The organism is Streptomyces sp. NPDC006739 (genome assembly GCF_042869815.1).
GTDB lineage: Bacteria > Actinomycetota > Actinomycetes > Streptomycetales > Streptomycetaceae > Streptomyces.
The window spans coordinates 1-24,634 of record NZ_JBIAGM010000052.1 but is presented as its reverse complement, the minus strand read 5'-3'; the positions used below and the strand labels follow the sequence as shown (position 1 = coordinate 24,634).

The 24,634-nt window shown below is 69.8% G+C and carries 22 protein-coding genes and 2 pseudogenes; 6 read left to right on the top strand and 18 right to left on the bottom strand.

Annotated features, from left to right (window positions below):
* Positions 1-299: 299 nt before the first annotated feature.
* Complete coding sequence (locus ACFYMM_RS42705; RefSeq protein ID WP_388397880.1) at positions 300-578, top strand: hypothetical protein; 279 nt, start codon at positions 300-302, stop codon at positions 576-578.
* Positions 579-936: 358 nt separating this feature from the next.
* Here the strand turns inward: ACFYMM_RS42705 and ACFYMM_RS42700 are convergent, their stop codons facing one another.
* Genes ACFYMM_RS42700 through ACFYMM_RS42655 form a run of 10 tightly spaced genes read right to left on the bottom strand, consistent with a single transcriptional unit; the run spans position 937 to position 13,238 of the window.
* The gene (locus ACFYMM_RS42700; RefSeq protein WP_388397878.1) at positions 937-1,236 is read right to left on the bottom strand and encodes a hypothetical protein; all 300 of its coding nucleotides are present in this window, start codon (positions 1,234-1,236) and stop codon (positions 937-939) included.
* Complete coding sequence (locus ACFYMM_RS42695) at positions 1,233-3,860, bottom strand: ATP/GTP-binding protein (RefSeq protein ID WP_388397875.1); 2,628 nt, start codon at positions 3,858-3,860, stop codon at positions 1,233-1,235. Before ACFYMM_RS42695 ends, ACFYMM_RS42700 begins: the two co-directional genes overlap by 4 nt.
* A complete protein-coding gene (locus ACFYMM_RS42690; RefSeq protein WP_388397872.1) occupies positions 3,836-4,480 on the bottom strand; it encodes a hypothetical protein in 645 nt (214 codons plus the stop codon). The genes ACFYMM_RS42695 and ACFYMM_RS42690 overlap by 25 nt, the downstream gene beginning before the upstream one ends.
* On the bottom strand, positions 4,477-5,583 hold the full coding sequence (locus tag ACFYMM_RS42685; protein ID WP_388397869.1) for an NlpC/P60 family protein: 1,107 nt from the start codon (positions 5,581-5,583) through the stop codon (positions 4,477-4,479). Before ACFYMM_RS42685 ends, ACFYMM_RS42690 begins: the two co-directional genes overlap by 4 nt.
* A gap of 41 nt (positions 5,584-5,624) precedes the next feature.
* Entirely contained in the window at positions 5,625-8,372 is a 2,748-nt protein-coding gene (locus ACFYMM_RS42680; protein ID WP_388397867.1) for a hypothetical protein, read from the bottom strand.
* A 1-nt stretch (position 8,373) separates the two neighbouring features.
* Positions 8,374-8,718, bottom strand: a complete 345-nt coding sequence (locus tag ACFYMM_RS42675) for a hypothetical protein (RefSeq protein ID WP_388397866.1) — start codon at positions 8,716-8,718, stop codon at positions 8,374-8,376.
* Entirely contained in the window at positions 8,718-11,408 is a 2,691-nt protein-coding gene (locus tag ACFYMM_RS42670; RefSeq protein ID WP_388397863.1) for an ATP-binding protein, read from the bottom strand. Before ACFYMM_RS42670 ends, ACFYMM_RS42675 begins: the two co-directional genes overlap by 1 nt.
* Positions 11,405-11,986 carry a hypothetical protein gene (locus ACFYMM_RS42665; RefSeq protein WP_388397860.1) on the bottom strand — a complete coding sequence of 194 codons (582 nt, stop codon included), beginning with the start codon at positions 11,984-11,986 and terminating at the stop codon, positions 11,405-11,407. Before ACFYMM_RS42665 ends, ACFYMM_RS42670 begins: the two co-directional genes overlap by 4 nt.
* Positions 11,983-12,324, bottom strand: coding sequence for a hypothetical protein (locus tag ACFYMM_RS42660; RefSeq protein WP_388397857.1), 342 nt, complete (start codon positions 12,322-12,324; stop codon positions 11,983-11,985). Before ACFYMM_RS42660 ends, ACFYMM_RS42665 begins: the two co-directional genes overlap by 4 nt.
* Complete coding sequence (locus tag ACFYMM_RS42655; protein ID WP_388397855.1) at positions 12,324-13,238, bottom strand: conjugal transfer protein; 915 nt, start codon at positions 13,236-13,238, stop codon at positions 12,324-12,326. Before ACFYMM_RS42655 ends, ACFYMM_RS42660 begins: the two co-directional genes overlap by 1 nt.
* A gap of 702 nt (positions 13,239-13,940) precedes the next feature.
* Here ACFYMM_RS42655 and ACFYMM_RS42650 point away from each other — a divergent pair.
* Both ACFYMM_RS42650 and ACFYMM_RS42645 read left to right on the top strand, forming a co-directional pair.
* Positions 13,941-15,377: a hypothetical protein gene (locus tag ACFYMM_RS42650; RefSeq protein ID WP_388397852.1), complete on the top strand. Its 1,437-nt coding sequence runs from the start codon at positions 13,941-13,943 to the stop codon at positions 15,375-15,377.
* Positions 15,374-16,819: a hypothetical protein gene (locus tag ACFYMM_RS42645; RefSeq protein ID WP_388397849.1), complete on the top strand. Its 1,446-nt coding sequence runs from the start codon at positions 15,374-15,376 to the stop codon at positions 16,817-16,819. Before ACFYMM_RS42650 ends, ACFYMM_RS42645 begins: the two co-directional genes overlap by 4 nt.
* Before the next feature lie 858 nt (positions 16,820-17,677).
* Here the strand turns inward: ACFYMM_RS42645 and ACFYMM_RS42640 are convergent.
* The 6 genes and pseudogenes from ACFYMM_RS42640 to ACFYMM_RS42615 all read right to left on the bottom strand — a co-directional run.
* The gene (locus tag ACFYMM_RS42640; protein ID WP_388397846.1) at positions 17,678-18,163 is read right to left on the bottom strand and encodes a hypothetical protein; all 486 of its coding nucleotides are present in this window, start codon (positions 18,161-18,163) and stop codon (positions 17,678-17,680) included.
* A 227-nt stretch (positions 18,164-18,390) separates the two neighbouring features.
* Positions 18,391-19,308, bottom strand: coding sequence for a replication-relaxation family protein (locus ACFYMM_RS42635; protein WP_388397843.1), 918 nt, complete (start codon positions 19,306-19,308; stop codon positions 18,391-18,393).
* A gap of 379 nt (positions 19,309-19,687) precedes the next feature.
* Positions 19,688-20,404: a hypothetical protein gene (locus ACFYMM_RS42630; RefSeq protein WP_388397840.1), complete on the bottom strand. Its 717-nt coding sequence runs from the start codon at positions 20,402-20,404 to the stop codon at positions 19,688-19,690.
* A gap of 130 nt (positions 20,405-20,534) precedes the next feature.
* Complete coding sequence (locus ACFYMM_RS42625; protein WP_388397838.1) at positions 20,535-20,879, bottom strand: hypothetical protein; 345 nt, start codon at positions 20,877-20,879, stop codon at positions 20,535-20,537.
* A gap of 40 nt (positions 20,880-20,919) precedes the next feature.
* Positions 20,920-21,369, bottom strand: a complete 450-nt coding sequence (locus tag ACFYMM_RS42620; protein ID WP_388397835.1) for a hypothetical protein — start codon at positions 21,367-21,369, stop codon at positions 20,920-20,922.
* Positions 21,370-21,493: 124 nt separating this feature from the next.
* Positions 21,494-21,586, bottom strand: a pseudogene (locus ACFYMM_RS42615) (SAM-dependent methyltransferase); the annotation flags it as partial.
* A gap of 292 nt (positions 21,587-21,878) precedes the next feature.
* Here ACFYMM_RS42615 and ACFYMM_RS42610 point away from each other — a divergent pair.
* From ACFYMM_RS42610 to ACFYMM_RS42600, 3 genes are all read left to right on the top strand, one after another.
* A complete protein-coding gene (locus ACFYMM_RS42610) occupies positions 21,879-22,535 on the top strand; it encodes a hypothetical protein (protein WP_388397832.1) in 657 nt (218 codons plus the stop codon).
* Positions 22,536-22,566: 31 nt separating this feature from the next.
* On the top strand, positions 22,567-23,163 hold the full coding sequence (locus ACFYMM_RS42605; RefSeq protein ID WP_388397830.1) for a hypothetical protein: 597 nt from the start codon (positions 22,567-22,569) through the stop codon (positions 23,161-23,163).
* A 161-nt stretch (positions 23,164-23,324) separates the two neighbouring features.
* Positions 23,325-23,594, top strand: coding sequence for a hypothetical protein (locus tag ACFYMM_RS42600; RefSeq protein WP_388397827.1), 270 nt, complete (start codon positions 23,325-23,327; stop codon positions 23,592-23,594).
* A 26-nt stretch (positions 23,595-23,620) separates the two neighbouring features.
* On the opposite strand, the gene ACFYMM_RS42595 is transcribed toward ACFYMM_RS42600, so the two are convergent.
* Together ACFYMM_RS42595 and ACFYMM_RS42590 are read right to left on the bottom strand one after the other, a co-directional pair.
* Positions 23,621-23,773, bottom strand: a complete 153-nt coding sequence (locus tag ACFYMM_RS42595) for a hypothetical protein (protein WP_388397825.1) — start codon at positions 23,771-23,773, stop codon at positions 23,621-23,623.
* A gap of 493 nt (positions 23,774-24,266) precedes the next feature.
* A pseudogene (locus ACFYMM_RS42590) lies at positions 24,267-24,545 on the bottom strand (integrase core domain-containing protein); the annotation flags it as partial.
* Positions 24,546-24,634: the final 89 nt, after the last annotated feature.

Below are 24,634 nucleotides of genomic sequence, written 5' to 3'. Positions count from 1 at the left end.
CGGTGGCCGTTCTTGTATCCGGGCACTCACTCATACGCCGGGACAAACGCCCGGATCAGGTGGGAGCCCGTACACCACTTCCCTGGACGCAACCCCCGGGAATGGCGCCTGGCCGTGGACACGGCCGACCGTGTCCCCGGCCCAGGCGTTCCCCCGGCTAGCTGCCGGGCTACCACCAGGGCTGCGCCGCAATCTCCGAGGCGATGCGGCTACTGGCCGACCCCACCGTGCCCGGCGCGCTGACCGAGGCCCGGTCGGCCGACGGGCATCCCACCACTGGCGACGTAGGATCCGTCGGCGTGGCACACACATTCGATGAACTCGTGGAGATGCAGAAAACGGCTGACGAGGCGCACGGCCGCGTAATGGACCTGCGGGACACCTACGGCCGGCCCACGGCGACACCGTGGTCGCCGCAGCAGACCGAGGCGGCCTGGCAGAACTGGCGGGACCTGGCCGGGGAAGTGCAGGAAGCCGTCACCGCGCACGCCACGGAGGAGGGCACGCCCCGCTATGACGTGGAGGCCGTCGTACGGACCAAGGCCCGGCGCCCCGAACCGGAGCCGGCAAACGCGTAGAACAACCAGCTGTCGGCACTCACACGACCGACGGACCGGGCGGGCGCCACTTCATCGTGGGCTCTAGCGTGGTAGTGCCTTGCGCTTGACAGGACCGCAAGGCCGGGCGGCCCCCACACCGCGCCCTGGTCAGGGGCCGCCCAATCACTCGCCGCAGGGGAGGCCCTGGGAACGAAAGAGGCCGTCACAGAACGCGCCAGTGCTTCCCCGACTCAGCCCCCTCATCCTGCTCCCTGCGCCGGGGCTCTTCGGGCCGCTGCCAGCGGCGGCATCGGTCAGCGCACTGCGGTGCCATTCAGCGGCCTCATACCCGCCACTCCAGCGGCCCTCCAGGTCGCTGGCGAGCAGGCCGGCGAAGTTACCCGGTCCCAGCCCCTTTTGAGGACATCTCGGCATACTCCAGCAGCTGAAGCAGCAGATCGAGGCGCAGCGCGCCGGCCGCATCCACGAGGCGCTGGCGCTGGGCGCCACCTGGTCCGAGGTCGCGGCCGCCCTGGACGTCAGCACGGACAACGCCCGGGCGCTGCTGCGTGCGTGGGTGGACGGACAGCACCGGGTGTACGAGGGCGACGTCGCCGGCGGGCGGCCCAAGCCCTTCGGGCTGGACGCCGGCCGGTACGCCGACGTCCTGGCGCTCGTCGAGCTGGGCGACGATCATTCGTATTCCTCCTTCGTCAGAGGTACGGGGGTGGCGGTGGCGGGGGAGTGCTGTGCGAGGAAGACGGCGACACGGCCGGTCTGCTCGGCTGCGCGGTCGGTGAGCTGATCCAGGGGGAGCGCTCCGGCGTTCGTGTGGGCGGCCTGCTCCAGGGCGGGGACCTGGTGCGGTCGGGCCTGGGTGGCGAAGACCGCGTCGAGATGGGGTCCTCGCAATCGGATCGGCCCGACCCGGCGGCCGTGGACGTTCATGGACACGTAGTGCTCGAATCGCTCCATGGCAGCGACCCGGTCGGGGCTGGGATTGTCGCCCCACTCGGCGGTGATTGGTGCGATCGCGGACTTTGATCCGGCGGTCGTGGCGAGTGTGGACGCGTTCTGCACCAGGGACAGCCGCACCGGTGAGGGAAGGCGTGCCAGCAGCTGGGTCATGCCGTGGACTTGGCACCTGTACTTGCGGAAGTCCTCGAACATGGCAGCGATGGTCTCTGGCGCCGCGCCAGTCAACGTGATCAGCTCGTCGAAGTACGGGCGGAACGGCACCCGCTTGGCTTCCGGGGTGTCACGCCGGGAGCGCACGGCCCGCAGTAAATCACGGGCCAGCAGGGCGGTCACCAGCCGGTCGGTGGGCCCGTTGCCGCCCGGGCACACCCACACGACCATCCGCGAGTCCATTGCCGCGCGGATGTTGTAGACGCCGACGGGCTGGCCGAGGAAGGCACGCGTGATGGGGTTTGCGGCCAGCCGGGCGATCGGGTTGAGGACTACAGCGAACGCGTCCGGCGGCAAGGTCGGGAAGACCACCTGCCACCAGGACCGGGTCTCCTCGTCCAGGCGGTCGGCCACCGCGGCGAGCGCTGCCGTACGGAACGCGGCATCCGTGAGCAGCGCCCGCACGTGGAAGATGGTGGCCTGGTCCTCGGGGCGGCCGGTCTGACAGGCGGCCTCGTTGACGGCGGCCAGGACGGCCAGGGCGGCGGTGAAAATGGTGATCGCCCGGGGTGCGGTCGCATCGTCCCAGGCCAGCGCGGAGGCGTAGGCATCGGTGATCGCCTCGACGACCTCGTGCGCCGTTTGGTCCTGGTGCATACCGAGCGGATTCCATGAGCTCACCCGCGGGTTGGCGCCGAGGCCGTTGAGGTCGATGAGCGCGATCCGCCGCATGAGGGCCTCGTGCGCGAGGAACGTGGTGGCCCGGGGCCATGAGTCACGGTGGGGGTCGACGAACAGCAGCCCGCCCCCGGCATGGGCCCAGCCGATCGCCTGCGCCAAAGCCCGCTCGGTCTTGCCGCCGCCGGCCTTGCCCACCCCGACCTCGAACAACGTCTCCTCGGCGTAGGTGGCGACCAGGCGTTCGCGGCCGTCCGGGCCCCGGTAGATGCCCTGCAGTAGCAGCTCCGGATCGCCGAACTGGAACGTCGGCAGGTCCCCGGCGAGCACCGGCAGTCGGCAGTGCATGGTGGGCGGCTTGAGCAGACCCGTCAGCTCTTCCAGCCTCACCCAGTTGGCGCGGGGCGGCTGGCAGTGCCCCAGGGTCCAGCGGCGCTCGAACCCACGCCTGGTGGGCCAGTGGTCGGCGCCGATCCGCCACGGTCCCAGCCGCCATCCGCGCATGGCCCACCTCGAGCGGCCGCCGAACACGTCAAGGGCGGCCTGGAGTTGCGCGAGCCGGGCCTGGGCGCGGCCCTCGGTGTTCGAGGCGCACATCACCAGCAGCTGCACCCGGACGAGGTGGTCGTCGTCGGCGAGTTTGCCCAGCGCCTCGGCCGGCTCCACCCGTCGGGGCACCGGCGGCATGACCAGCCGCCGTCCGGCGCCAGCAGCGGGCTTGTCGCTGAGCAGCTGCTGCAGCTGCCAGGTGAGGGAGTCCTCGATGCCGCTGGCGTCCTGCCGCAGCCACCGGGCGGCCCGCTGGGCCTCGCGCCGCTCCGCGCGACGCGCATCGCTCATCAGCTGCAGACGGCGCGCCCGCAAGGCCCACTTGGGTGCGCGCTGGATGTCGAGCCGGATCTCGGCGAGGTCCCCCAGCTCGGCACGCAGGTCCGAGACGGCGTCGATCAGCGGCTGCAGCGGGTCCGGATTCAGCGGAACTTCACGCAGGGGTGCGGTCGGCTTGCCGCGCAGGATGAACTCTGCCCGCACCACGTGGTCACGGGGCTTGTCGGCGATCGGCCGGGCCCGGTTGACGGTGACGTCCGGCCCGAAGGGGGTGATGGACAAAAGTCGCTGGCCGCCGGCCGGGCCCTCGATGCGGTAGCGCAGCGGGCTGGAGCCGTCGGCGCGCAGCCGGATCTGCACGGCCTTCGCCCGGCGTGGCGCCCACCAGGGCATGGCTGTGGAAGCGCGAGCCAGTTGCACGCCGCGGCGGAAGATCTCCTCCAGGCTCGGGGCGAAGTGCCTGTTGGGCACCAGCTCCAGGGCCATCCGTTCGGCCGAAGCCTTGGCCGCGAGACGGCGTAGCACCAGCTCGCCCGCCCCCCAGCACACGGCGATGGCCAGGGCGAGCAGGTACCAGTGTTCGTAGAGCCAGTCGGCGGCGCCGACCAGGCCGGTGACCAGGCCGAGGACCTGACCAGTGGCCATGTCATCGGCCCGGTCCGTCAGGTACGGGGCTGCGGAGTCCACGTGGACGCCCCCTTCAGTGTGTTGGTGCGGGTGAAGTGCCAGTCGGTGATGCGCAGGTCGGTGAAGGTGCCGCCGCGGTCCATGCCGGCCCACACCAGGTGGACCACCGCCTTGGTGGGGCTGCCGTCGCGGCGGGCGATCGCGGCCTGGATGCGGAAGCGAGCGGTGGCGAACGCCGGGGCCACCGCTTCTGAGTCGCCGAAGACGCCTGGCCACTTCTCGCGGCCGACTCCGGTGGCGTCCGCGCGCAGCAGCGCACGACCGGCGGTGAGCAACTCCCGCTCGTCGGCGGCGGGAAGGTCAGCGGGCCAGGCTGCCTCCAGGTTCCGCTGGATGGCACGGTCGCCGGCCACGCCCTCGCCGTGCGGCGGCAGAGCGGACTCGACGGCTGACGGCGTCGATGCAGCGGGTGTCGCGGAGGCAGCCGCGGCGGCGGTCGGATCGCTGGCGGGAAGCGGGGTAGCCGCCGATGACGAATCCGTGGCCGTATGCGCGGTCGAGGCCGTCGTTGGGGCCGTCGGCTCCTGACCGTGCGGCATACCCAGCAGAGCGGCGCCCGCGACAGCGAGCAGGGCGGAGCTCAGCACCAGCAGGCGCGGTGAGCGCGGGATGGTGGTCACAGCAGGCGTGCTCCCCCCGCATAGCCGGACATCGCGTTGGCGGCGTCCAGGCGCACCACGGTGCCCGGGCGGGCGGCGTTGACCATCTGTCCGCTGCCCACGTAGATCCCGACGTGGTAGATCGTGGAATCGTGTCCGGGAGCGGTGGCGTAGAAGACGAGGTCACCTGGCTTGAGCGCGCTTGTGCCGAGGCTGGCGGGGATGCGCTGGCCGACACCGGCCTGTGCGGCCGCGGTGCGGGGCAGGCTGATGCCGGCCTTGGCGTACGCGTACTGGGTCAGCCCCGAGCAGTCGAAGCCCCTGATGTCCGTGCCGCTCTTGCCGCTGGGTGAGCAGCAGATCCCGTACGACGGGCCCTGGGCGTTGCCGCCGCCCCACGAGTAGGGGACACCACGCTGGGAGAGCGCCGCGTCGATGACGGTGCGGACCTTGTCCGAGACGTTCTTCAGGTCGGGGTCCTTGGCGGCCGCGGTGTACTGGTCGATCCAGCCCAGCACGGTGGCGACGTACTCGCCCGAGTGGTTGTACTGGAAAATCGCGGCCCTCAGCTGGGCACGCTTGGTCAGGTCACCGCCGCTTCCGCACAGGTAGACCGCGGCGCCGAGCGCGGCGTCGTCGGCGTTGTGCGGGTCGGCGACCTTGTCGCCGTTGCCGTCCTTGCCGACCGACTTCCACGTGGAGGGCAGGAACTGGAACGGACCGACAGCACGATCCCCTTGCGAGGTTCCGTCCCACTTGCCGCCGTCGGTGTCCGGGACGACGGTGGTGTTCCCGCCGGCGCCGGTGCCGTTGAGGAGCACTCCGTAGATCTTCGGGCGGATGTCGCCATTGGCGGCGATGCTCCGGCCGAGTGCGTGGTTGGACTCGACCTTCGCGATCCCGGCGAGGATGGGCCAGCGCATGCCCTGGCACCTGGGCACGTACTGTGCGACCTGCTGGACGGCCTTCTTGTAGGCGGCCAGCATGCGCGGCGGGATGTCCGCGGCACTGCCGCCCTCGGCGATCCCACCGTCATCCTGAGCGTCCGTCTTCAGCGCGACGTACGCGCTGATCGCGTTTCCCACCGGTGCGGCACAGCACACTGCGGCGAACATCAGCAGCATCACCGCACACCCCCACCGTGCCATCCGGTGCCGGGACGGCCTCACTCGTCCTCACCGTCCTCGGTCCCCCACCGGGCCCGCAGGTTGCGCAGCACTTCGGCCTGCCGCATCAGCTCCTGTATCCGGGCCTGGTTGCTGCTGCCTGCGGAACCGTCCGCGTCACTGTCGCCGGGACGTACCGGATGACCGGGCCTGCCGGGATCGGGCCCAGGCCGTGGCGCCGGGCCGTCTGGGCGAGGAACCGGCGTGGGGGACGGAGTTGCCGCGGGACCGCCCGCCGACGCGGCCGGCCGTGCCGGGGCAGGGACCGGTCGGGGCGAAGGACGACCGGAGGGCGCAGGCCGCGGCGGGGAAGCCGGACGGGGGGCAGCAGCTGCAGTTGCCGCGGTGGGCAGGCGACGGCTGGAGAACGGAGTAGTCCCGGCATTGTCGTCGGTGTACTCGCGGATGACCCTGGCCATGTGACGCCCGGTGTCTGACCAGGCCCGGCCGTCCTCGCGGACGGTGTTGCCCCATACCCGCACCTGCTGGCGGGCGTCCTGGGAGTAGCGCGAGCCTCCCGACCGGGCGCGGCGCACAGTGGCCGGCAGGCCAACGGTTGCCCCGTATGCCGCCCGGCCACCCCGGTTGAGGATGCGGTAGCCGCGGAAGCGGACCAGACGGTTGTGGGCCCGGGTCGACAGCAGCGGCCGGTCGGTGTTCTGGTCGTGCAGCACGTGGCCGGTGTTGCGGTCGACGACCTGCCCCTCCGCGTTGCGGTACCGGTCGGGCGGCCCTCCAGGCCTGAACGGCCCACCACCGCCGCCTCCGCTCGGACCTTCGGGTCCTGCGCCGGTCGGGCCGCCCGCGTCCGGGTCGCCGTCGGCGGTGGGTTTGCGCCACTTTGCCAACTGCTCCTGGTCCGGCCGGCGTCCGATCAGCAGCCAGCCGGCACCCTTGGCACTGAGCCGTGCGCCCAGCCCGCCCACGGCCGCGGCCGCTGTCAGCGGGGCGAGTCCCCGGCGGGCTTCGGCGGTGGCGTCGGCGAGGATCCCGCCGGTGTCCACCGGCATGCCTGCACCGTCGAACAGGGAAGTGAGCGCGCCCATCAGCCGTTGCCGGGTGCCGAGCATTCCGAACCTGCCGCCGCCCCCGCCGGTGAAGGCGCGCAGCCCTGTGCCGTATCCGCCTATGGCGGCGGGGGAGTTCATGGCGAGGGCGGCGCCGAGTTCGGAGGTGTCGCCGGGCAGGTGGGTGCCGCCGACCTTGGCGTAGCGCATGCGCATGGCCATGCGCCGGCCGAAGGAGGTGATGCCGGTCAGCAGTCTGCGGTGTCCGGCCGCGCCGGCGATGGCCAGGACGTCGATGAGCAGGATCCGCTCGACCATCAGGTCGGGGCCGTTGGTGATGGTGGCGTCGACGGCGATCCCGAAGAACGGGATGAACGCGCAGATCCCGACTACGGCCAACGCGGCGACTCCCCACACGGACAGCCACTTCCACACGCTTTGGCGGGCGGGCCCGGGCAGCATGCCCGCGACGAAGGTGACCCCGCCGACGGCCGCCGCGGCCGCGCACACCCCCTGGGTGCCGAGCAGCACGGTCGCGCTGGACAGCAGCATGCCGCAGATGAACAGCGCGGCGATCAGCAGCAGGAACGCTCCGCCGACCCTCCACCAGGTGGGCTTCTCGGCATAGGCCGCGCACGACTGGCCGACCGGGCCGGCCTTCTTCATGTCGGCGAGGAACGCGGCGAACGAGCGGTCCTCGTCGGTGACGATCGCGTGGGAAGTGTCGAGGAGTTCACCGCCGGGCGTGAGCGTCGGGAGATCGCCGCTGCTGGGCGGCTTGTTGTCGACGTCGCGCTCGCAGTACTTCTTGCCCGGCCCGTGGACCAGGCTGCAGGCATCCCTCGCTTTGTCTGACGGGGTCGAGCTGGGCAGGTACCCGCCGGTGACCCACTTCAAATGGACCGCATACGCCTTGCGGTCGGCAGTCTTGGCGGGGTCGAGGATGCGCCCGTACTGGAGGAGCATGTACGGCTTCACGATCAAGGCGTTGGTGATCGAATCCTGGATGGGCCGGGCCACCTGCGTCGCGGAGACCGGTCCCTCGCCTTCCCGCTCCTCACACTTGATCTCGGCATTGCCGGCCATGCCCGCGCACGGGGCATCGCTGGCGATCTTGCCGCCCCAGTCGTAGGAGTTGACGCTCTGCTGCGCGACCGAGGCGGCCACCTGCTCGGACTGCCCCAGCGGCCCGTCCGGGCCGAGCAGGGTGTCGGGACGGATGAGAGCCGAGGCGGCGATCGCCCCGATGAGCAGGGTGAGGAAGATTTCGCCCAGACCACGGGCGACCCGGCCACGCACGATCATGAACCCCGCGAACACGAACGCCCACGCCAGCAGCAGCCCCTTCAACCCGAGCGTGTCGACGACGACGGTGTCGTAGGTGTCGGCGACCTTCTGCGCGGGCTTGGCGAGGAGCTTGAGCATCGGGAAGCGGAAGGCCACCTCGATCGCCCACCCGGCCAGCCCGACCAGCAGCCGGATCAGCGTGAACAGCCCGGACAAGGCGAATGCCAGGGCCTGGCTCTTGAAGGCGACGATGGAGCCACCGGAGGCATTCAGGTCGTACCCGTCGATCGGCACGCCCTCGGAGGAGTAGATGTTCAGCGGGGCGAGCAGGTCTCCGGTCTCGCTATTACTGCCGACCGCGTAGACCACCTGGGTGTTCACCAGGAGGAACACGCCGGTGAGCAGTACGACGAAGCCGGCCGAACGCAGCATCGCGCGGTCTGGACGGAACACGTCAGCGCCGCCTTTGCCCAGCGGAGCAGCGCAGCCGCCACACCATGAGCGCACCCACCCCCGCAAGGGCAGGCACCAGCCTCCACGCCCCGCCGGCCACGTCATGCTGGCCGGAGGCGGACCTCGTGGCGTCGCGCTCGCAGTACGCCTTGGCCGGACCCACGACCAGGGCGCAGGGATCTTGGTAGGCGGCGTCGGCGGCGAAGGCCTGCCCGGTGTGCGGCCACCACCCCTGCGGCACGGCCGCCCCGAGGACGAGCACCACCACGGCGACGACGGCGATCACGATAAGGACGCTCACGGCGGCGGCGACGCGCCGCGAGCGGTCCCACGACGAAGTAGTCATCAGACGGTTTCCTTCGGACGGGTCTGTGCGGCCACACCGGCAAGCGGCTCCGGGACCGTCGGGGAGGCAGAGCTCGTGCGGCGTCCCGGCGTGGTGGTGATGGAGGTGGTGATGCGTGGGATGCGGGGGATGGAGACCTTGATGCGGCCGGTGTTCTGCCGCGGGCAGGTCAGCAGGAACTCGCCCTGGCGGCCCTTGTGGCCGACGGGGGACAGGCCGGTGGTCACCAGCCGCACCAGCTCGCCGTCGTTCGGGTCGAGTCCGACGAACTCCAGGCCGCGACGGGCGCTCTCGCGGTCGGCGGTGCGGGCGAGCGCCCGGTAGGCCATCAGGCCCCGGTCGGGGCCGAGTTCCTCGGCGTCGTGCGAGCCCGCCAGCAGGCCGGCGCCATGCTTGCGGCCGTCGTGGAGGATCTCGTGGACCAAGGCCGTGCCCTCAGCCGAGCTGGTGAGCCAGTACAGCTCGTCCAGGACCACCGCGGTGAACCGCTCGGGATCCTCGAACGCGGTCTGCCGGGCGATAGCGGCGATCAGGTAGAGCACCGCCCGGCCGATCAGCGCCTCCAGCGGCTGCTGGTGCAGGATCTCCGGGTTGGCGAACGCGGCCTTGGGGGGCAGCTTCAGACCGGTCGTCGTGATCACGATCATGTCGGAGGCGCTGGAGGCGTCCAGCCTGACCGGCGGCAGCGCCGGGTCGAAGACCATCCGGGCCAGGGAGTTGGTGGCGACGACCCGGATGAGGCCGGCGAGGGTCGCGGCCGCGTCCTGCCGTTTACCCGCCTCGCGTGTGGCCATCTCCTCGAGGACCTCAAGGACGCGGTGCATGGACCGGGCGTCGCTGAGGGCGGCCTGCTCGACAGCATGGTGGAGGACCTCGCCATTGGTGCTCATCGGGCCGATACCGAGCTGCAGAGTGAGGTAGGACAGCGCGTAGTGCCGGCCCTCCGGCCCGTCGAACATGCGCAGAGGGTCGATGGACACCTCGGCCTGCGCGGCATCGATGATCTGAACGCGGCCCTTGGCCGCACTGCGGGCGAAGGCCGCCCACTCGCGTACGGGCGTGCGGTCGATGCAGATCGCGCAGCCACCGCGCGCCCACACCGCTTCCGCCAGCAGCTTCTGCATGACGGACTTGCCCGCGCCAAGGTCCCCGACGATGCCCATGGAGGCGGACGCGTCGACCTTGGGCGCATCCGCCACGTTGATCATCACGGGGCGGGTGGTGCCGCAGTCCAGATCGATGCCGAGGAACATCCCGTTGGGGTCGCCGACCTCCGCAGAGGTGAAGGCCCCGGAAAGCGCCCAGTCCTCGGAGACCTGGTGCTGAGTGAACTCCCGCACCACACCCGGCCGTACCGTGCCGGGCAGGCCCAGGGTGAACAGGGCCTCCTGCAGGCCGGCCGGGCGCACCGCCCGGTAGTCGGCGCCGGCGAGCAGTGCGGCCAGGGCGCGGGCCCTCGCGTCGCAGACTGCGGCGGTCGGCCCCCACACCGTCAGTACCGTCACCGACTGCACCTCGACCTCGACCGACGTACGGGACAGACGGGCATCCAGCTCGCCCAAATCGCGGGCGGCCTCGGTGAGCGAGGCGGGCATCCCGGTGGGGCGGGCGTCGTACTGGTCGGCCTGGTCGATCAGCTCATTCTTCTTGCGCCGCACCTGATCGCGGGCCTTCTCCGCAGGTACCAAGGTCAGGTCGACGGTGTAGTCGACGGGAAAATCGAGCATCTCCAGCTGCGCGAACAGGTCGGCGGCATCCTGGCTGACCGCGGGCGGGCACTCGGCCAGCGCCAACTGCGCCTGGTATCCCACTCCGGCGTCGGACTCGACCTGCAGCCAGCGCCGCCCCAGCGGCGAGCCGGTGTTCACCCGCCACCAGGCCTTCCGCCCGGATCGGGTGATCTGCCCCGCGCTCTTGAGCTCGTCGACGTCGTCGAGGTCGGGGTCGATGCCTCCTTCCTGCAGGCGCACCTGGCCCAGGTCGGCGTAGCTGGGGGAGCGCAGCACCCCGTCCCGGATCTGGCCCCCGTACAGCTCGCTGGTCTCGGCCTCCGCCAGCAGCGGCTCGGCAAGGCCTCGGTGCAGGGCGTGCTGGATCATCCACACGATCTCCGCCGGGCGGGCCGGGCGGAAGGCGATGCCGCCGGCGATCGCCGCCTCCACCCGGGAGGCCTGCTCGCGATACGCGTTCACCTCGCGCCGGGCCACCGGCGCCGGCCGCATGCCCAGCATCGGCGCGACCTCGGCCCACGCCGCACCAAGCGACGCCGACACCTGCAGGCCGCCTGCTTCGCTCTGCAGAGGCACGGCCAGCCACAGCGTGCGGCGGTGCATCTCCTGGTCGTCCAGCAGATCCAGGGCGGCCTCGACGTTCTCCACCCACGGGTGCCGACCCTCCCCGGACGCCTGCTCGGCAGGCTCGATGCCCTCGATCATCCGCAGGGCGATCTCGCCCGGGTCGACCTGGGCGCACAGGCTGTACAGGCGCGGGGCCCCGGACAGCGAGCGCACCAAGTGGGTGATCTTCGCCAGCTGTTCGTCGCGGACGGCGGCCGGCACATAGGTGCCCTGGACGGTCTCCTCGCGGCGTCCCTGCGCGTCCGGGCCCGGGTGCAGGCGGTAGATCGCCCACACGCTGCCCTGCGTCGACCACACCAGGTGCCCGGCGATGTGACGGATGGGAACCCTCACCGCGCACCCCCCTGCTGGGCGAGCGTGAGCAGCTGCTGCACACCAGAGACCGGCCCAGCTGGCTGTGCAGGAGCAGCCGGTTCCGTGTGGCGGCGCGCGGACCAGGGACCGACGGCCGGGCGCGCAAGCGGCGCCCGAGGGGCACCCTGGCGAGCCGCAGAGGATGGTGTGGCCTTCACGGTCGGGTTCGGCGCGGGCGTGTCCTCGATGGTGAAGCCGCCGAGCAGCGGGTGCGCAGCGCGGTCGCGGGCGGCCCGCCCGCCGATCCGCCCGCCGCGGGGCTGCCAGAGAAGCAGCACCCAGCCGAGTGCGGCCTGGATCGGGGCACGGCCCCGGATCTTCGGCCGGCGCACCATCCAGATGACCAGGCCCCAGCCGACGATGGGGACTGGCCCCATCCACGACCACCAGCTGATCGTCTTGATCAGGAGGAAGCCGCCGCCGACGGCGACCGCGATCTGCGTGGGCGTGTACGGGCCGAGCGGGATCTTCCAGTCCGCGACCTTGCCCAGCACCCAGGGATGGCGGCGGGCTGAGGTGTAGAAGCGGCCCACCCGCGTGGCGGCTGTCGCGCTCACAGCCAGCCCCCGACGCCCGGCGAGTGGTCACGGTCGGCGGGGAGTTCGGACCGGACGATGCCCGGGACGGCGGGCGCGCCCTTGGACGGGTTCTTCACCTCGTCGGTGAACATGTTCGCCAGGTCGTTGCGCGCGTTGTACAGACCGAGCGCGATCACCATCAGCAGCAGGGCACCAATGCCCGCTTTAAGGCTGAACTTCTGGATCATGATCACGACGACCAGGCAGATCAGACCGGCCTGCAGGCCCTTGGTCGCCCACTCCTTGAGCATGTTGATCCACGAGTTGCCAAGGTCGTCCAGCTGCCCGGCGAGCATCAGGCTGTGCACGGTGTTCATCAGGCACCCCCAGACGCCAGCGCGGCGACTTCCCACCGGCCCGAGCGCGCCTTGAGCGTGAGCTCATACGCCAGCGGCCACCGGCCGGTCGCGTCCCGGGCTTCCACCGCGGCGAGGACCCGCACCGTCGTGCCGTCCGCCGGCACCTGCCCGGCGGCCGCGGCCTCCTCGATGGCGGACACCTGCTGGACGGTGATCGCCGTGTAGGGGGCGGGGGAGACTGCGGTGAGCTTCACGCCGGGCGCGAGGTAGCGGTCGACCTCGCCGGCACCGGTCAGGTAGGCGGTGAGGAACTCCCCGACCGCCGACGACAGATCACCCTCCGGTAGGGTCACGGCGTACGACGACTTCGCCACCTCGGCCCGGGCCGGGCCGGCCACCACTGCGGGCGCACCGGTCACCGTGAACGAGGAGCCCGTCCGGTCGGCGGCCACCGGCACCGTGTAGTACCGCACCGACCCGTCGGCGTATTGCGCAGCCACCGTCACCGACCACGCGCCGCCTGCGCGCTGCGCACTGCGCACCGCCGTCACGGACTCAGGCGCCGAATGCGCACCGGCGGCCGGGTCGGGCAGCTCGACGCCCGGCGCCATCGACTGCGCAAGCCGCGCCTGCGCACTCGTCTCGTCGTTGGCGTCGCTGCGCAGCCACGCGCTGATGAAGACCTGCGCATAGCCGGCCGGGTCGGTGGCGGGTGTCGCGGTGCGCAGGGCGGTGGGCTTGGTCGCGGGGGCCGCAGCGACCGTGGTCGGGGTGGAGGCGACGGCGAGGCACAGGGCGATGGGGCCTGCCGCGATGACGGTCCAGACCGCTACGCGTGAGAGGCGCACGCGGCGGCGCATCGCCTCCAGCCGGGGGCCGGCCGCCATCGGAGCAGCGGCCTCGCTCGGTGAGGCCTGCTTGCCAGGGGACATGGTCAAACTCCCAGGTCAGAACGACTGTTGCTGACCTCGAGAAAACCCGTCGACCCCGACCGGACCACCGACCATGAACCCCCGACCATGGTCACGATGGGGACACGAAGTCCGTGGTCGGGGTCATGGTCGGGCCGACCATGACCCCGACCACGGGTCAGCTGCGAGCCGGTGACAGGCCATCGCGTCGGGTGCTGTTCCCCGGACCGGCGACTGCTGTGCGATCACGTGCTGCTCGGCCAGAGGGCCCGGACACCGATGCACAGACGGAAGCCGGCAGGACCGTGACAGAGGCCTGCGCAGTGCGCCAGGCGGAGCTGCGCACGAGAAGAGGAGCCTTCGGGCGGACTGCGCAGCCTCCCCAGCACAACTCGACTGCGCAGGAACCTCGGCCGGTTGCGCAGCCTGATTGCGCAACGCTCGTTCAGGGCTGCGCAGTCGGCTGCGCAATCGCTGAGTGCCCGGGTTGAAGGTGCGTGGTCGGCCCGACCATGAGCCCGACCACGGCGGTTAGACGGCTCCGTTGCCGGATCGTGACCGATGGTCGGGGCTCGTGGCCGTCAGCGTGGTCGGGGTCGGCGGGTGAGCTGACGCCATGGAACACCCGCACGCCCGCGCACCTAGGTCAGCAGACCGCCCCACCTCGGCGGGCCCGGTGCGCTGCCTTGGCCACCACGCGCGGCCCGCTTCAGGGGCACGGCTGTGAGCCGTTTCGGGGCAGGCGTCCGGCGGGGGGTGATGGCGGCCGACCAGTTCACCCAGATCGCCAACGGGCTGTTCCGCGACAGCCGGCTTTCCTACAAAGCGAAGGGGATCTTCGGGTACGTCAGCACGCACCAGGACGGCTGGCAGGTCACCCTCGCCCACCTCGTTGCCGTCGGGCCCGACGGGCGGGAGGCGGTCCGCGCCGGCCTGAAGGAATTGGAACGGTACGGCTACCTCATCCGCGAACGCCTGCGGCGCCCGAACGGCACGCTCGGCGAGGTCGTCTACTCGATCACCGACCGCCCTGCCACCCTCGACGTCACCCTGCTGGAAGCCACGATCACCGTCGCGATCGAAGACGAACACAACGTCGGCTTCGGGGCGGGGATCCGGCGGGGGGTGATGGCGGCCGACCAGTTCACCCAGATCGCCAACGGCCTCTTCCGCGACTCGAGGCTGTCCTTCAAAGCGAAGGGGATCTTCGGGTACATCAGCACGCACCGGGACGGCTGGCAGGTCACGGTGGCCGAACTGGTGCGCCGCGGTCGCGAAGGCGTCGACGCGGTCGCCACCGGGCTTCACCAGCTGGAGCGGCACGGATTCCTCTACCGCACCCGCGAGCGGAACCCCGACGGCACGCTCGGCCAGGCGCTGTACTTCATCACCGACCTGCCCGGCCTGCAAAACCCCAGGTCGCAACCAGAGTCGGGTTTTCCAAGATTGGCTGAGCCTACGTTGGCTGATCCCGGCACTAAGAACACCAACAGAAAGAACACCACTCAGCAGAAGACCAGACCCCTCCGTCCGTGCCGCGTCGAAGCGACGCGAACACCGGGACGGACGGACCGGCCGGACACGCCGGCTTCTCCGCCGGCCGCGCCCGCGGCCGATGAGATGCACCCAGGGATCCTGCTGCTGCTCGAACTCGGGGCGGCTCGCCCCGAGCTGCTGCTGACCGGGCAGGCGCTGACCGACCAAGGCCGCGTCGTGACCGTGATGCTGGAATCCGGCTGGAGCCGCGAGCAACTGCGGCACGTCATCGCTGCCCGGCCCCTGCCACATCCGGTGCGGACCACGGTCGGCGCGATCATCGCGGCCCGCCTGCGCACTGCCCAGGCCTACCCGCCGCCCAGTCTCGCGGCCGACCACCACGACGCACCCGTGTGGGACGACCCGGCGCCGCAGCCGATGACCAGCTCCGCCGCCGCCCGCACGGTGAGCGAGGCCCTGACCTACCGGGCCCTTACCGAATGCGCCGGCTGCGGCGTCCCCGGAACCGCCCCCAGCGAGGACCTCTGCCCGGCCTGCCTTGGCTGGCCGCTCTGCCGCACCTGCCCCGGACCCACACCCCGGCGCGCCCACCCCGCAGGCGACGGCCGCTGCACCACATGCGCCTCCGCCCTGACCAACCAACCGGAAGGAATGAGCCCGTGACAGCCACGCTCCACACACCACCCCCGGCCGCGGCCGGGCACCACGAGCGCCCCTTCACCCGCGATCCGGGCCGGTGGGACAGAGAACGCTCCCGCGTCCTGCGGACCGGCCACGTCCGCGACCACACCTGTTCGGCTGCCTGCGAACCGGTACTCGTCCACGAGCGCACCCCGTGGGGCTGGCTCGACTGGACCGTCCCCGGCGACGGCAGCCCGCCCGAGATCCCCCACCAGATCGGGGTGCTCACCCCCGGCGCGACGTGTACGCAGCGCCTGGCCCTGCGCTGGCTGACCAGGCGCCCTGCCCAGCGCATCGCCCTGGCCAGGATCCCAGGGTCCGTGCGGCTCTCCGCCGCGGCCCTCGCGCTCGTCAGTCTGGTCGCCGGCCTGTTCGCCACCGGCCACGGAGTCCCCGTCGACGTCGCCCTGCCGGCGATGCTCCTCGGCCCGCTGCTCGCCGAGCACCTACCCGGCCGGCTGGACACCCGGGCCCGAGAACACGTCCACACCGTCGAAGGCGAGGCAGCCTGCCGCTACCTGCAACGCCTCGCCGCCCTGCACACCTCCCTCGTCCAGGCCGCCGCCGACAACGACAGCTACGAGCTACGCCGGTCGGCCGAGATCGGCCACAACCTGCTGTGGGACGCCGCCGGTCTGCTCCAGGCCCGGGACACCCGCGCGGTCTCAGACGGCCTCATTGCCCGCGAACGGCTGATGCTGCAACTGGCCCACCAGGCCGCCCAGATCGTGCAGCGCACCGCCAACGAGGACGGCACAGCCGATGAGGAACAAACCCATACCGCCGGACGGCCCCTGGGCCCGTACGCACCGGACGTCCGGCGGCCGGCACCTCACCCCATGACCGCTCCATCGCCGCTGAAGGCAACCGTCCTCATGCCCCAGCCCGAATCCAGCCCGGCCGCCCGTACCCCGGACGTCTACCTCCTCTTCGCGCACGAGCCGTACTACCCCGGCCCCGGAACCCAGGAGGTCAACACCACCGTCGTCGCAGCCGACTCGCTTCTCCACCCACAGGTGCACCAGCCCGATGGCACCCGCATCCACGACCTCCTCACCCGAGGAAGGAAGCCAGGCGAGGTCATCCCGCTGGCCACCCTCACCCACGAACTGAACGGGGGCGCCGACTGGCCGGCCACCGGCGACTGGGAGAGCGTCACCACCGACCTGATGCAGCTCGTCCGCTCCGGAAACTGCGATGCCCTCAGCCTCGGCCTGCCGGAGATCGCACGCGCCCTCATCTGCACGGGGCCCCACAGCCACCTGCGCGCCTACGATGTTGCAGCTGACGAGTTCATCACCTACCGGCCGACTGAGCGGGCCGCCGTGCTGGCCGAGGTCGACGTGTTCCTTGCCTGTCTCGTGGCCGAACGGGATCTCTGGCCCGGTGATGGCCTGCTCGCCCCGCTCGCCCGACGCGCGTGAGCGTGCAAGTCCCATTTCCGCTCCAGTAGCCGTACGACGAAGGGGGAGCTGAGATGCTGATCGGGTTCGAAGGGCGGGCTGTATGGGCGGACCTTCGACGCCTGGGCCGCCGACTTGTAGAGCGACTCCGTTGCCAGGGGCGCCTCGACGCTGAGGAATCGCCCTTCAAGCCTTGATCGCTCCCCAAGGCGGCTGGGGCACGACACCTGGCTGATGGCGCTGGCCGGTGCCGCCGTCGCGAGGCCGCCAGCCAGGACGCCAGCGGTCAGGGCTGCTGCGGCGAGCTTCCTGCGAGCCTTCATGATCATTCTCTCCTTGCGCGCTGCACCAATGACACTTCGAGCGGTCGCCCCGCCGCCTGGGCCGGCCGGCCGTAACCGAAGTCGTGGCTCAACGATTGACTGCCAGTAGCCCAACGACTAGGCCTTTGCGCGAGCATGCAAAAGGTCCGCCAGCACACGCGGGTGACGCCGTACACGGTTGCGGGCGGTTGATCACGCAATGCCGAAAGTGACCAGCGGCCGTATGGCGCCTCGGCCGTGCTTGCGCAGGCCGGCGGTGAGGCTGGCACAGCAGCACATCGGCTGCTGGTCGCACACGACGGCGCCCCGGCCATCGCCTGGGGCGCCGCGTTCTTCTCAAACCCCATACCCGAACCTCGCGGAGCGGTGGAGCGCCCGGCGCGATGGCGCGACCTGCTGGCATGTAGGTCTGCGGACGGGGGCGGTCGCGCGTCGGGCTGCACCGGGTTGCGGTGCCCAACGGTCAAGCACTCGACCGCCGCTATCGGTTCATGGTGCCGGGCCGAGCCGTGTGGTCGGCCAGGTTGTGCTGCTGGCCGACCACACCCGCATCGGGTCAGATCTTCGGGTCGGAGGAGGTGGGGGTGCAGCCAGAACCGATGCTGATGAACATGGTCGACTTGTCCTGTACGCCGACCCCGACCCACCAATTGGACTTGGGCAGCGTGCCTCCGACCCTGGCCATTTTCGGGTCCGGCAGGTCGGGCCCGTAGCCGGCCTTGGCGAAGTGCGCCTTCGCCGCGTCCAACACGCGCTGTGATTTGTCCTTGGGAACGTCGACCGTCAGGACGTAGTCGTAGGTGAACCTGTGCACACCAGGCGTCTCCGTCGAGCACTTCTCCCAGCCGCTCCTGTCGACCGATGCAGCCCCCGATCCGATGGCGGGGCGGACCGCTTCGAGTGTCTGCTGCGCAAGGGACTGCGCCTTCTTCACCACCGACGTGGGATCGCTGCCGCCAATCCCGAGCCCTCCACAGCCCGCTGTCGCCGCCAACGCCACCAAGGCGGCGACAGCTGATCCCTTCGACAGCCGTTCCCTCATCTTCACAGCTCACCACCTATGAAGCGCGCGATAGCGGCCACAGCGACCGCCCGTCCCTCATCCACCCGGGGTGGCGCTTGCTGCCCGGACACTGTGGCTGACTCGCGTACACCGGTCACCTGGCCCCCGCTCCCGTTCATGGTCCGGCCAGTTTTCCAGCGCGGCCTCGGCAAGGGATGAGCATGCGTACTCAGAACCGGTTCTCATCAATCGCTCGTGCAGCAGCCTCACAGGTCCGTCCACGAGCGGTGGTTCCCGCCGGTCAGAGGTACCCACACGGCCTCGGCGGGACCGTGTTGCTCAAGATCTTCCAGTACAGCGGCTCCGAGCCGGACCTCACGGGCGAGGGTTGCTACGAGCGGGTGCTGAGCAACCATCGCCTGCAGATCGCTCATCCGATTTTCCAGCCTGGCCCGGGAAGCACCGGTGAGCACGAAGAGAACCCGGGGAAAGACCGGATACCAGCGCAGCCAGGCAGGACCTGCGGGGGCCTGTCTGCGCCGGCCGACGGGCTGCGCCTCGTACTGGAACAGGCGGGCGTATTCGATCAGTTTGACGGCCAGCCGTTCGCTGCTCATGGTGCTGCGGTCGACTTCCACGAACGCGCGCAGTTTTCGCCGGTGCTCGCCCTCGGCGACGGTGTAATACATGACCGCGTCGGCGACGATCCGCTCGCCCTCACCGATGGCGTGAGATACCTCGGGGGTCCAGTCCCAGGGGCCGTGCTCGTGCTGGAGCCGACGGGCGTCTTCGGCGAAAGCAAGGTGGGTGCGTACGACAGCGAGCGTGTGCGGGGTCTTCAGCGACGCTGCCATGTTCGAGGTGATGGGGTAGGGCGGCCGCCCCCGCAAAATGGGCAGGTCCCGGGTCAGCCGCGCGCCGTCCGGCGTGAGGTACCAGGCGTTGGTTCGGGTGCGGTTCACCTCCGGCAGCACCGTGCAGCCGACGAAGCCGTCGGAGCGCAGTCTGTTCAGAACGCGGGACATCAACTGCCGCGTGCCGCCCGGTCGCAGCATCCGGCGCAATTGGCTGGTGGTGACGATGCGGTGCTGGGCGAGCCCGGCCAGCACCTGGTGGACCAGGGGGTCAGCGAGGCTGGGGGCGGACGATCTCGTCGCCTGACTACTCCGTGCGGCGCTGCTCATGACGGTGCTTCCTTCCGCGGCCTGGCGGTCTCCGACGGAAACCCTCGGTCGCACTGAGGAAACCCGCAGGCCCCGACCAGACCCCCGACCACGAAGCCCCGACCATGGTCACGGACTCGAAACAGCCTCGCGGTGTGTGCTGTGGTCGGCCTCCATGGGCCCGACCACGGCCGCGCCGGCGCACGACGAACCGCTTGCTCGTGCAGTGCTGTGACCAACTGGGCGGTGGCCGGTCCGCAGCAGCCTGGGCTGCTGCGGGGCGTGGTGGCGAACCACGCCATGCCGGCCACCGTGCGACCCCCGGCCCGCAAGGGACCAACTCCCAAAACCGGAAGCCGCGTTCATGGGGCGGTGCGCGGAGGTCCGCTCACCGCCAGTACTACTTCCTGGACCGCTGGGCAGCCTGTTCCAGGATGCGCCGGCGCGTCCACCGCCGGCGTCCGTTCTGACGTCCGGCATTCTCGGCAACCCCGTCCGTGGTCTTCAGCAGCGGAAGGTTGCCCTGGGACAGGCTGCTCGAGAAGGAACCGACGGTCTTGTACCCCAGCAGCGCGGCCGCCTGGCTCGCCCCCAGCAACTCCTCGGGATCACCGTCGACCGGAACGTCGGGCAGGGGCGGCGCGTCCTTGGCTCCGGCTCGTCTTCCGCGGCCGGGCCGGGTGGCCATCCACGCCTGCAAGGTCTCCACCTTCCACAGCTGCCGGCGGTAAGGGTTCGCCGCCGTGCCCTTCTCTTCGACGACATCCGGCTCGGGGAAGTAACCGGGGTGATCGCGCACGAAGGTCGTGACCTGGCTGGAGTTCTTGTAGCCGAGATACCTCGAGGCCTCGGCCGCGTTCAGCAACGTCCCCGGAGCGAGGGAGGGCGGTGCGTGTTCAGCGAGCCGTGACGGCGCCCGGTGGGCGAACCATTCGGTGACCTCCGCGTGGTCCCACAGGCGGGCGCGGCCGCGCTTGTCGACAGGCTCGGGGAATGCCTTGCCGACCGCGTTCTTTGCGCCCTCGGTGTAGAACTGGCTGATCCGCGCGGGTGTCAGGCCCTGTTCAGCCGCGATCTCGGCAGCGTCGGCCAGGCGAGGCTCACGGCGCGAGGTCATGGCAGAACCGTCCTGTCAGCAGTGAGCCGGCCAGCCCGACTCACAACGCAAATAATGGCAGGAGTTTCGGTTGCAGGTCCAGCCCGCGACTCAAGGTCTTTCTCTGACGGCCGCGCTCACGGCTCACGGCCTACTCCTCGGGGATCAAGCAGATACCCCGGCGCGCGGCGTCCTCGGCCATCTCCGCGTACGCAATGGCGGCCGGCGTCATCCCCCACTCGACCAGGGCCAGCAGCAGGATCACCTCGTCGCGGTCCTGTGAGGCATCGCAGGGCATACCGGCCGTCTCCGCGGCGAACATGAGATCCGCGGTACCCAGCCCGCCGAGACGCGCTGCCACCTCCCGGTGCAGGTCCTGCAGACCCTGCTGGTACAGCTCGTTCGCCTCCTGCAGGAGCAGCACCAGGTCCTCGCCATGGCGGGCCGGCGCCGCCGCAGCGAGGTCGAGGATGCGCTGGGTCGTCGTCATCGTCATTGAGTATCCCTCCCTGACGGGGGTGAATGCCGGGTGGTGGTCAACTGCAGCCGTCGCACACCGGGCGGCGGCCGCTGTCGCGGGCCAGCTCCGGCTTCTTGCGAGGCTCTTCCTTGAGCGCGGCCCGCACCTGGTTCTCCAGGGCGGCGAACTCCGGACCGTCGTCCGGGCAGACGACGCCCGGGTCGATCCCGCATGACGTGGCATGGCGAATCAGATCGGCGATGCGCCTGTCGGCGCGGAAGCTGTCGCCCCGGACCGTCTCGACCTCGGCATACAGATCGACGAGCCGCGGCCGGCGTCCGGAGGAAAGCAGCAAGTCGGGCAGAGACGCGGAACTGCACAGAGCACAGGAGCAGCGCGTGTTGCCCCGCCAGTCACCGGCACCAGGCACGGAGTCGTACGACCAGCAGTACGGCACCGGCGCGCTGGCGTGCCACTCCCTAACCACGTCGGTCGGCCAGTCCTTGACGGGCAGCCACTCGTCCACGGCCCGCGCGGAATTGGCCAGCACTGTACGGAAGGGCGGATGCCGGCGGAGAGCAATACTCGATTCTGCCCAATGCGTCCACAGTGCACATACGGACAGTGACCGCTCGTTCCCCGGACCCGGCTCACTGAAGGTGGCATACGAGCGCATAGCGCCAGAACAGCCGTCGTCGCAGCCGCGCTCCGGGGAGGACCTCTCTGGCTTCACGGACGATGTCGTGGTGGGCTGTGCCGACGCTGCCACGACCGTGACAAGGGTCTGCGGCGCCGTGCGAGGCACACGAAGGCAGGGTCACCCGGATGCGGACCCCTGACCAGGCGTTTCATCCGCAAAATGACAGGCCTTGACTGCGCCCTCAGACTGGAGATGAGGCACACGTTGTTGGGGTGCATGCCGATCTCGGCACCCAAACGTGCTGCATGCATCGAAAAGACGCAACGGCAAATACAGCCCCCTCGCTCGCCCAGGAACTGGTGCTTGAGCTAGGGCTGTCGACAGAGGAGTCTGCCATGTCAGTGATCTGCAACGTGATCGTCGAACAGCCACCCGAGGGGAAGCAAGAGCGGATCGAAGGGGCAAAGTCGACAAGTGAGAAGTACAGGATGGTCGACACCCCCATCGCGACCGGCTCGGCCCACCTCATGCGGGCGGGCAGCGAACTGCACCTCCTCCACTCCGACCTGGAACTGAACAACCTGAGGCAGGCAGCTGTACGTGTCTCCTGCGCTGGAGCCTCGATTTCCGCCGCCCTCGACGAATACGAATCGTCCCACCAGGTGGCTAAGGAACTCGAATTCTACCCGCTTCACGACGCCAGGGTTCGGGAAGCCAGGGGCGGCAGCTTCCGCATTCCGGATACTCTTCGCGAGGCCGAGAGCCTGGGGATGATCAACCTCGACGAGGCGTCGATAGACGCCATCGACCGCGTGTTTGAGGCGGGAGGGGAGGAAGCTGCGTTCAGCCACTTCCTCGCCGAACTCCGGGAATTCCGCAGGACTCTTGCTGACTTTGACGTCGAGTCCGCCAACGAAGATCCGTCCCAGTGGCAGCACTTCGCATGGACGTCGATTACAGCCTACGACCACATCCGTGTACACGGACAGGCGCTGGCGATCATCAACACCTTCGGCGTTTCCAAGGTGCTCTCCGCAGCGATCGGCGCGTAGCGCACATCATCCCATGAGGAGGAAAACACCTATGTCGGTCAACTGTAACAAGGCTGAGCAGCTGAGCAGCGAAGCCCTGCGCAACAAGAAGCGCCTCGCTCAGAACGCCGGCCTCGAACTGCTCGCAGCTACGAGCGAAGTCTTCCAGGCACTGGAACTGTCGGAGCACGGAGACAGCCTAGAATCCGCAGGCGTGTACATGACTTCAGCCGAGAACCGTCTGCGACAGGCAGGAAAGCTGCTGAGCGAGGTTCTCTCGCTGCTCGAATCCGGCACGCTCGCCCAAGAGATGACTTCTTGGTACCAGCGTCTCGACTACCCCCGGCTGTACGAGACCGCTGTCGAACAGGGATACGTACCTCCGAGCCTGGAGTCTTGGACCGAGATCGCTGAAGTGGCGGCAACGGGGGGTCCGCAGGCGATGTGCCGACGCCTTATCGGCCGTGTGCTACAGACAGCGGACCTCATGGCGGATTGGCTGCAAGATCGCGGCACTAAGCTGCCACGAATCCAGTCCGCAGTAATCGAACTGACCACCTATGCCCGACTCTTGGCCTACTTCAATGAAGTTGAACCCGGAGACAAGCAGTGGCTGCAGTCATCAGCAGCTACTGCCAATGCGACATAGGCGATCCCATGCTATCGGCGGAGAGCCTCCAGTCAGCTCTCCGCCGGCCGAATTAGACCTTCTGATGTTCCGGGGCGCCTCGGAACCTTGAAGGCGGTCTGTCACGATTGGAAGAAGCCATGCCGGCAAACCCGAGCAAGCGCGAGCAGCCTTCAGCTAGCGTGCTTGAGCAGGCTCTGACCACCTTCGTAGAGGAGGCCTTGGCCGGCGTCCCCGAGACGCGCTTGGCGGGCATCACCAAGGAGGGCCTGGAGGAAGCCCTTTCCAGGGGCCCAGAGAAGACTCTGGCAGGCATTCCCGAAGGGGAGCTTAGAAGCATTCCTGCGGATTCCCTGGAAAACATGTCTGAGGGGACCTTGGCTGAAACCCTCAAGGAGATACTGACTACCTCACCGTTCTCCACCGAGCGCCCCGGGGACCGTAGCGAATAAGCTCCTGCAGCGTGGCCACCGGGCGCCTACTCGGGATCCCTGGGTGTTTGAGAGGCTTTGAGTCGGCTGGCGACGTAGCTGGCGCGGTCTCCGCCGTTGAGCTTGTGCCGATTGTGGGCTGTGCCGTCGGCGAGGCCGAGCAGATCGGCGAGCATCTTCCAGTGGACGGCGCCGACCATAGCCAGCCAGGCCCCATTGCGGCCCTTGCTGGTGCTGGGGATGCCCAGGCGGGTGAGTCGTCTCTGCAGGGTGTTGGAGGTGTGCGGGCATGGGTGGCCGGCCTTTCGGGCAGGGCGCGGCACCGGCAGGCGAACCGGTGCCGCGCCGGGGCGGCGAAGGGGTGGCTTGGTCAGTGGCCGACGGGAAGGGGAGTGCCGTCGGCCACTGCGGGGCAGCGCCGGGCTAGGACCAGTTGGAGGCCCGCTTCTCCTCCCACCGGGCGGGAGGGATGCCCGCCCGCCCGGTGGCCGGCCGGGACGCGGTGGCGGGCTGCGGGGCTGGGGGTGCGGTGACAGGGCGGGCGGCGAGCGGACTGGGCAGGCTGGTCTCGGTGTAGGCGATGCGCCTGTGCAGGCTGATGCCGAGGTCGTCGACGCTCAGGTAGATGGAGTCTGAACCGCCCCGGGTTCGGTAGAGATCTCAGATTGTGGTTGTGACCTGGGGTTTCGTGAGTTATGTGTAGTAGTTGGCTTCGTACTCGACGGGCGGGATATGGCCTATCTCACCGTGGAGTCGGCGGTGGTTGTACCAGTCGACCCATTCGGCGGTGGCCAGCTCGACCTGGGAAAGCGTCTTCCAGGGCCGCTGGGGCTTGATCAACTCGGTTTTATACAGGCCGATCGCCGATTCCATCAGGGCGTTGTCGTAGGCGTCGCCTACCGAGCCAATGGACGCGGCTATGCCGGCGGCGTCCAGATGCTCGGCGAGCCTGAACGACGTGTACTGCTTGGGTTCAACCGGTCGTCGCAACACCGGCTACCTGGAGAGATAGTAGGTGCTCGTTGAGGGCTTCGGCGGGTGTCTTCCATCCGAGGGTCTTG

Excerpts from the sequence above, each read along its gene's own strand:
- ACFYMM_RS42700 (WP_388397878.1), bottom strand. The coding sequence starts at position 1,236 with ATGATCGTCGCCCAGCTCGACGAGCGCCAGGACGTCGGCGTACCGGCC.
- ACFYMM_RS42685 (WP_388397869.1), bottom strand. The coding sequence starts at position 5,583 with ATGCTGCTGATGTTCGCCGCAGTGTGCTGTGCCGCACCGGTGGGAAAC.
- ACFYMM_RS42675 (WP_388397866.1), bottom strand. The coding sequence starts at position 8,718 with ATGACTACTTCGTCGTGGGACCGCTCGCGGCGCGTCGCCGCCGCCGTG.
- ACFYMM_RS42660 (WP_388397857.1), bottom strand. The coding sequence starts at position 12,324 with ATGAACACCGTGCACAGCCTGATGCTCGCCGGGCAGCTGGACGACCTT.
- ACFYMM_RS42655 (WP_388397855.1), bottom strand. The coding sequence starts at position 13,238 with ATGTCCCCTGGCAAGCAGGCCTCACCGAGCGAGGCCGCTGCTCCGATG.
- ACFYMM_RS42640 (WP_388397846.1), bottom strand. The coding sequence starts at position 18,163 with ATGAGGGAACGGCTGTCGAAGGGATCAGCTGTCGCCGCCTTGGTGGCG.
- ACFYMM_RS42635 (WP_388397843.1), bottom strand. The coding sequence starts at position 19,308 with ATGAGCAGCGCCGCACGGAGTAGTCAGGCGACGAGATCGTCCGCCCCC.
- ACFYMM_RS42630 (WP_388397840.1), bottom strand. The coding sequence starts at position 20,404 with ATGACCTCGCGCCGTGAGCCTCGCCTGGCCGACGCTGCCGAGATCGCG.
- ACFYMM_RS42625 (WP_388397838.1), bottom strand. The coding sequence starts at position 20,879 with ATGACGATGACGACGACCCAGCGCATCCTCGACCTCGCTGCGGCGGCG.
- ACFYMM_RS42610 (WP_388397832.1), top strand. The coding sequence starts at position 21,879 with ATGTCAGTGATCTGCAACGTGATCGTCGAACAGCCACCCGAGGGGAAG.
- ACFYMM_RS42605 (WP_388397830.1), top strand. The coding sequence starts at position 22,567 with ATGTCGGTCAACTGTAACAAGGCTGAGCAGCTGAGCAGCGAAGCCCTG.
- ACFYMM_RS42595 (WP_388397825.1), bottom strand. The coding sequence starts at position 23,773 with ATGGTCGGCGCCGTCCACTGGAAGATGCTCGCCGATCTGCTCGGCCTC.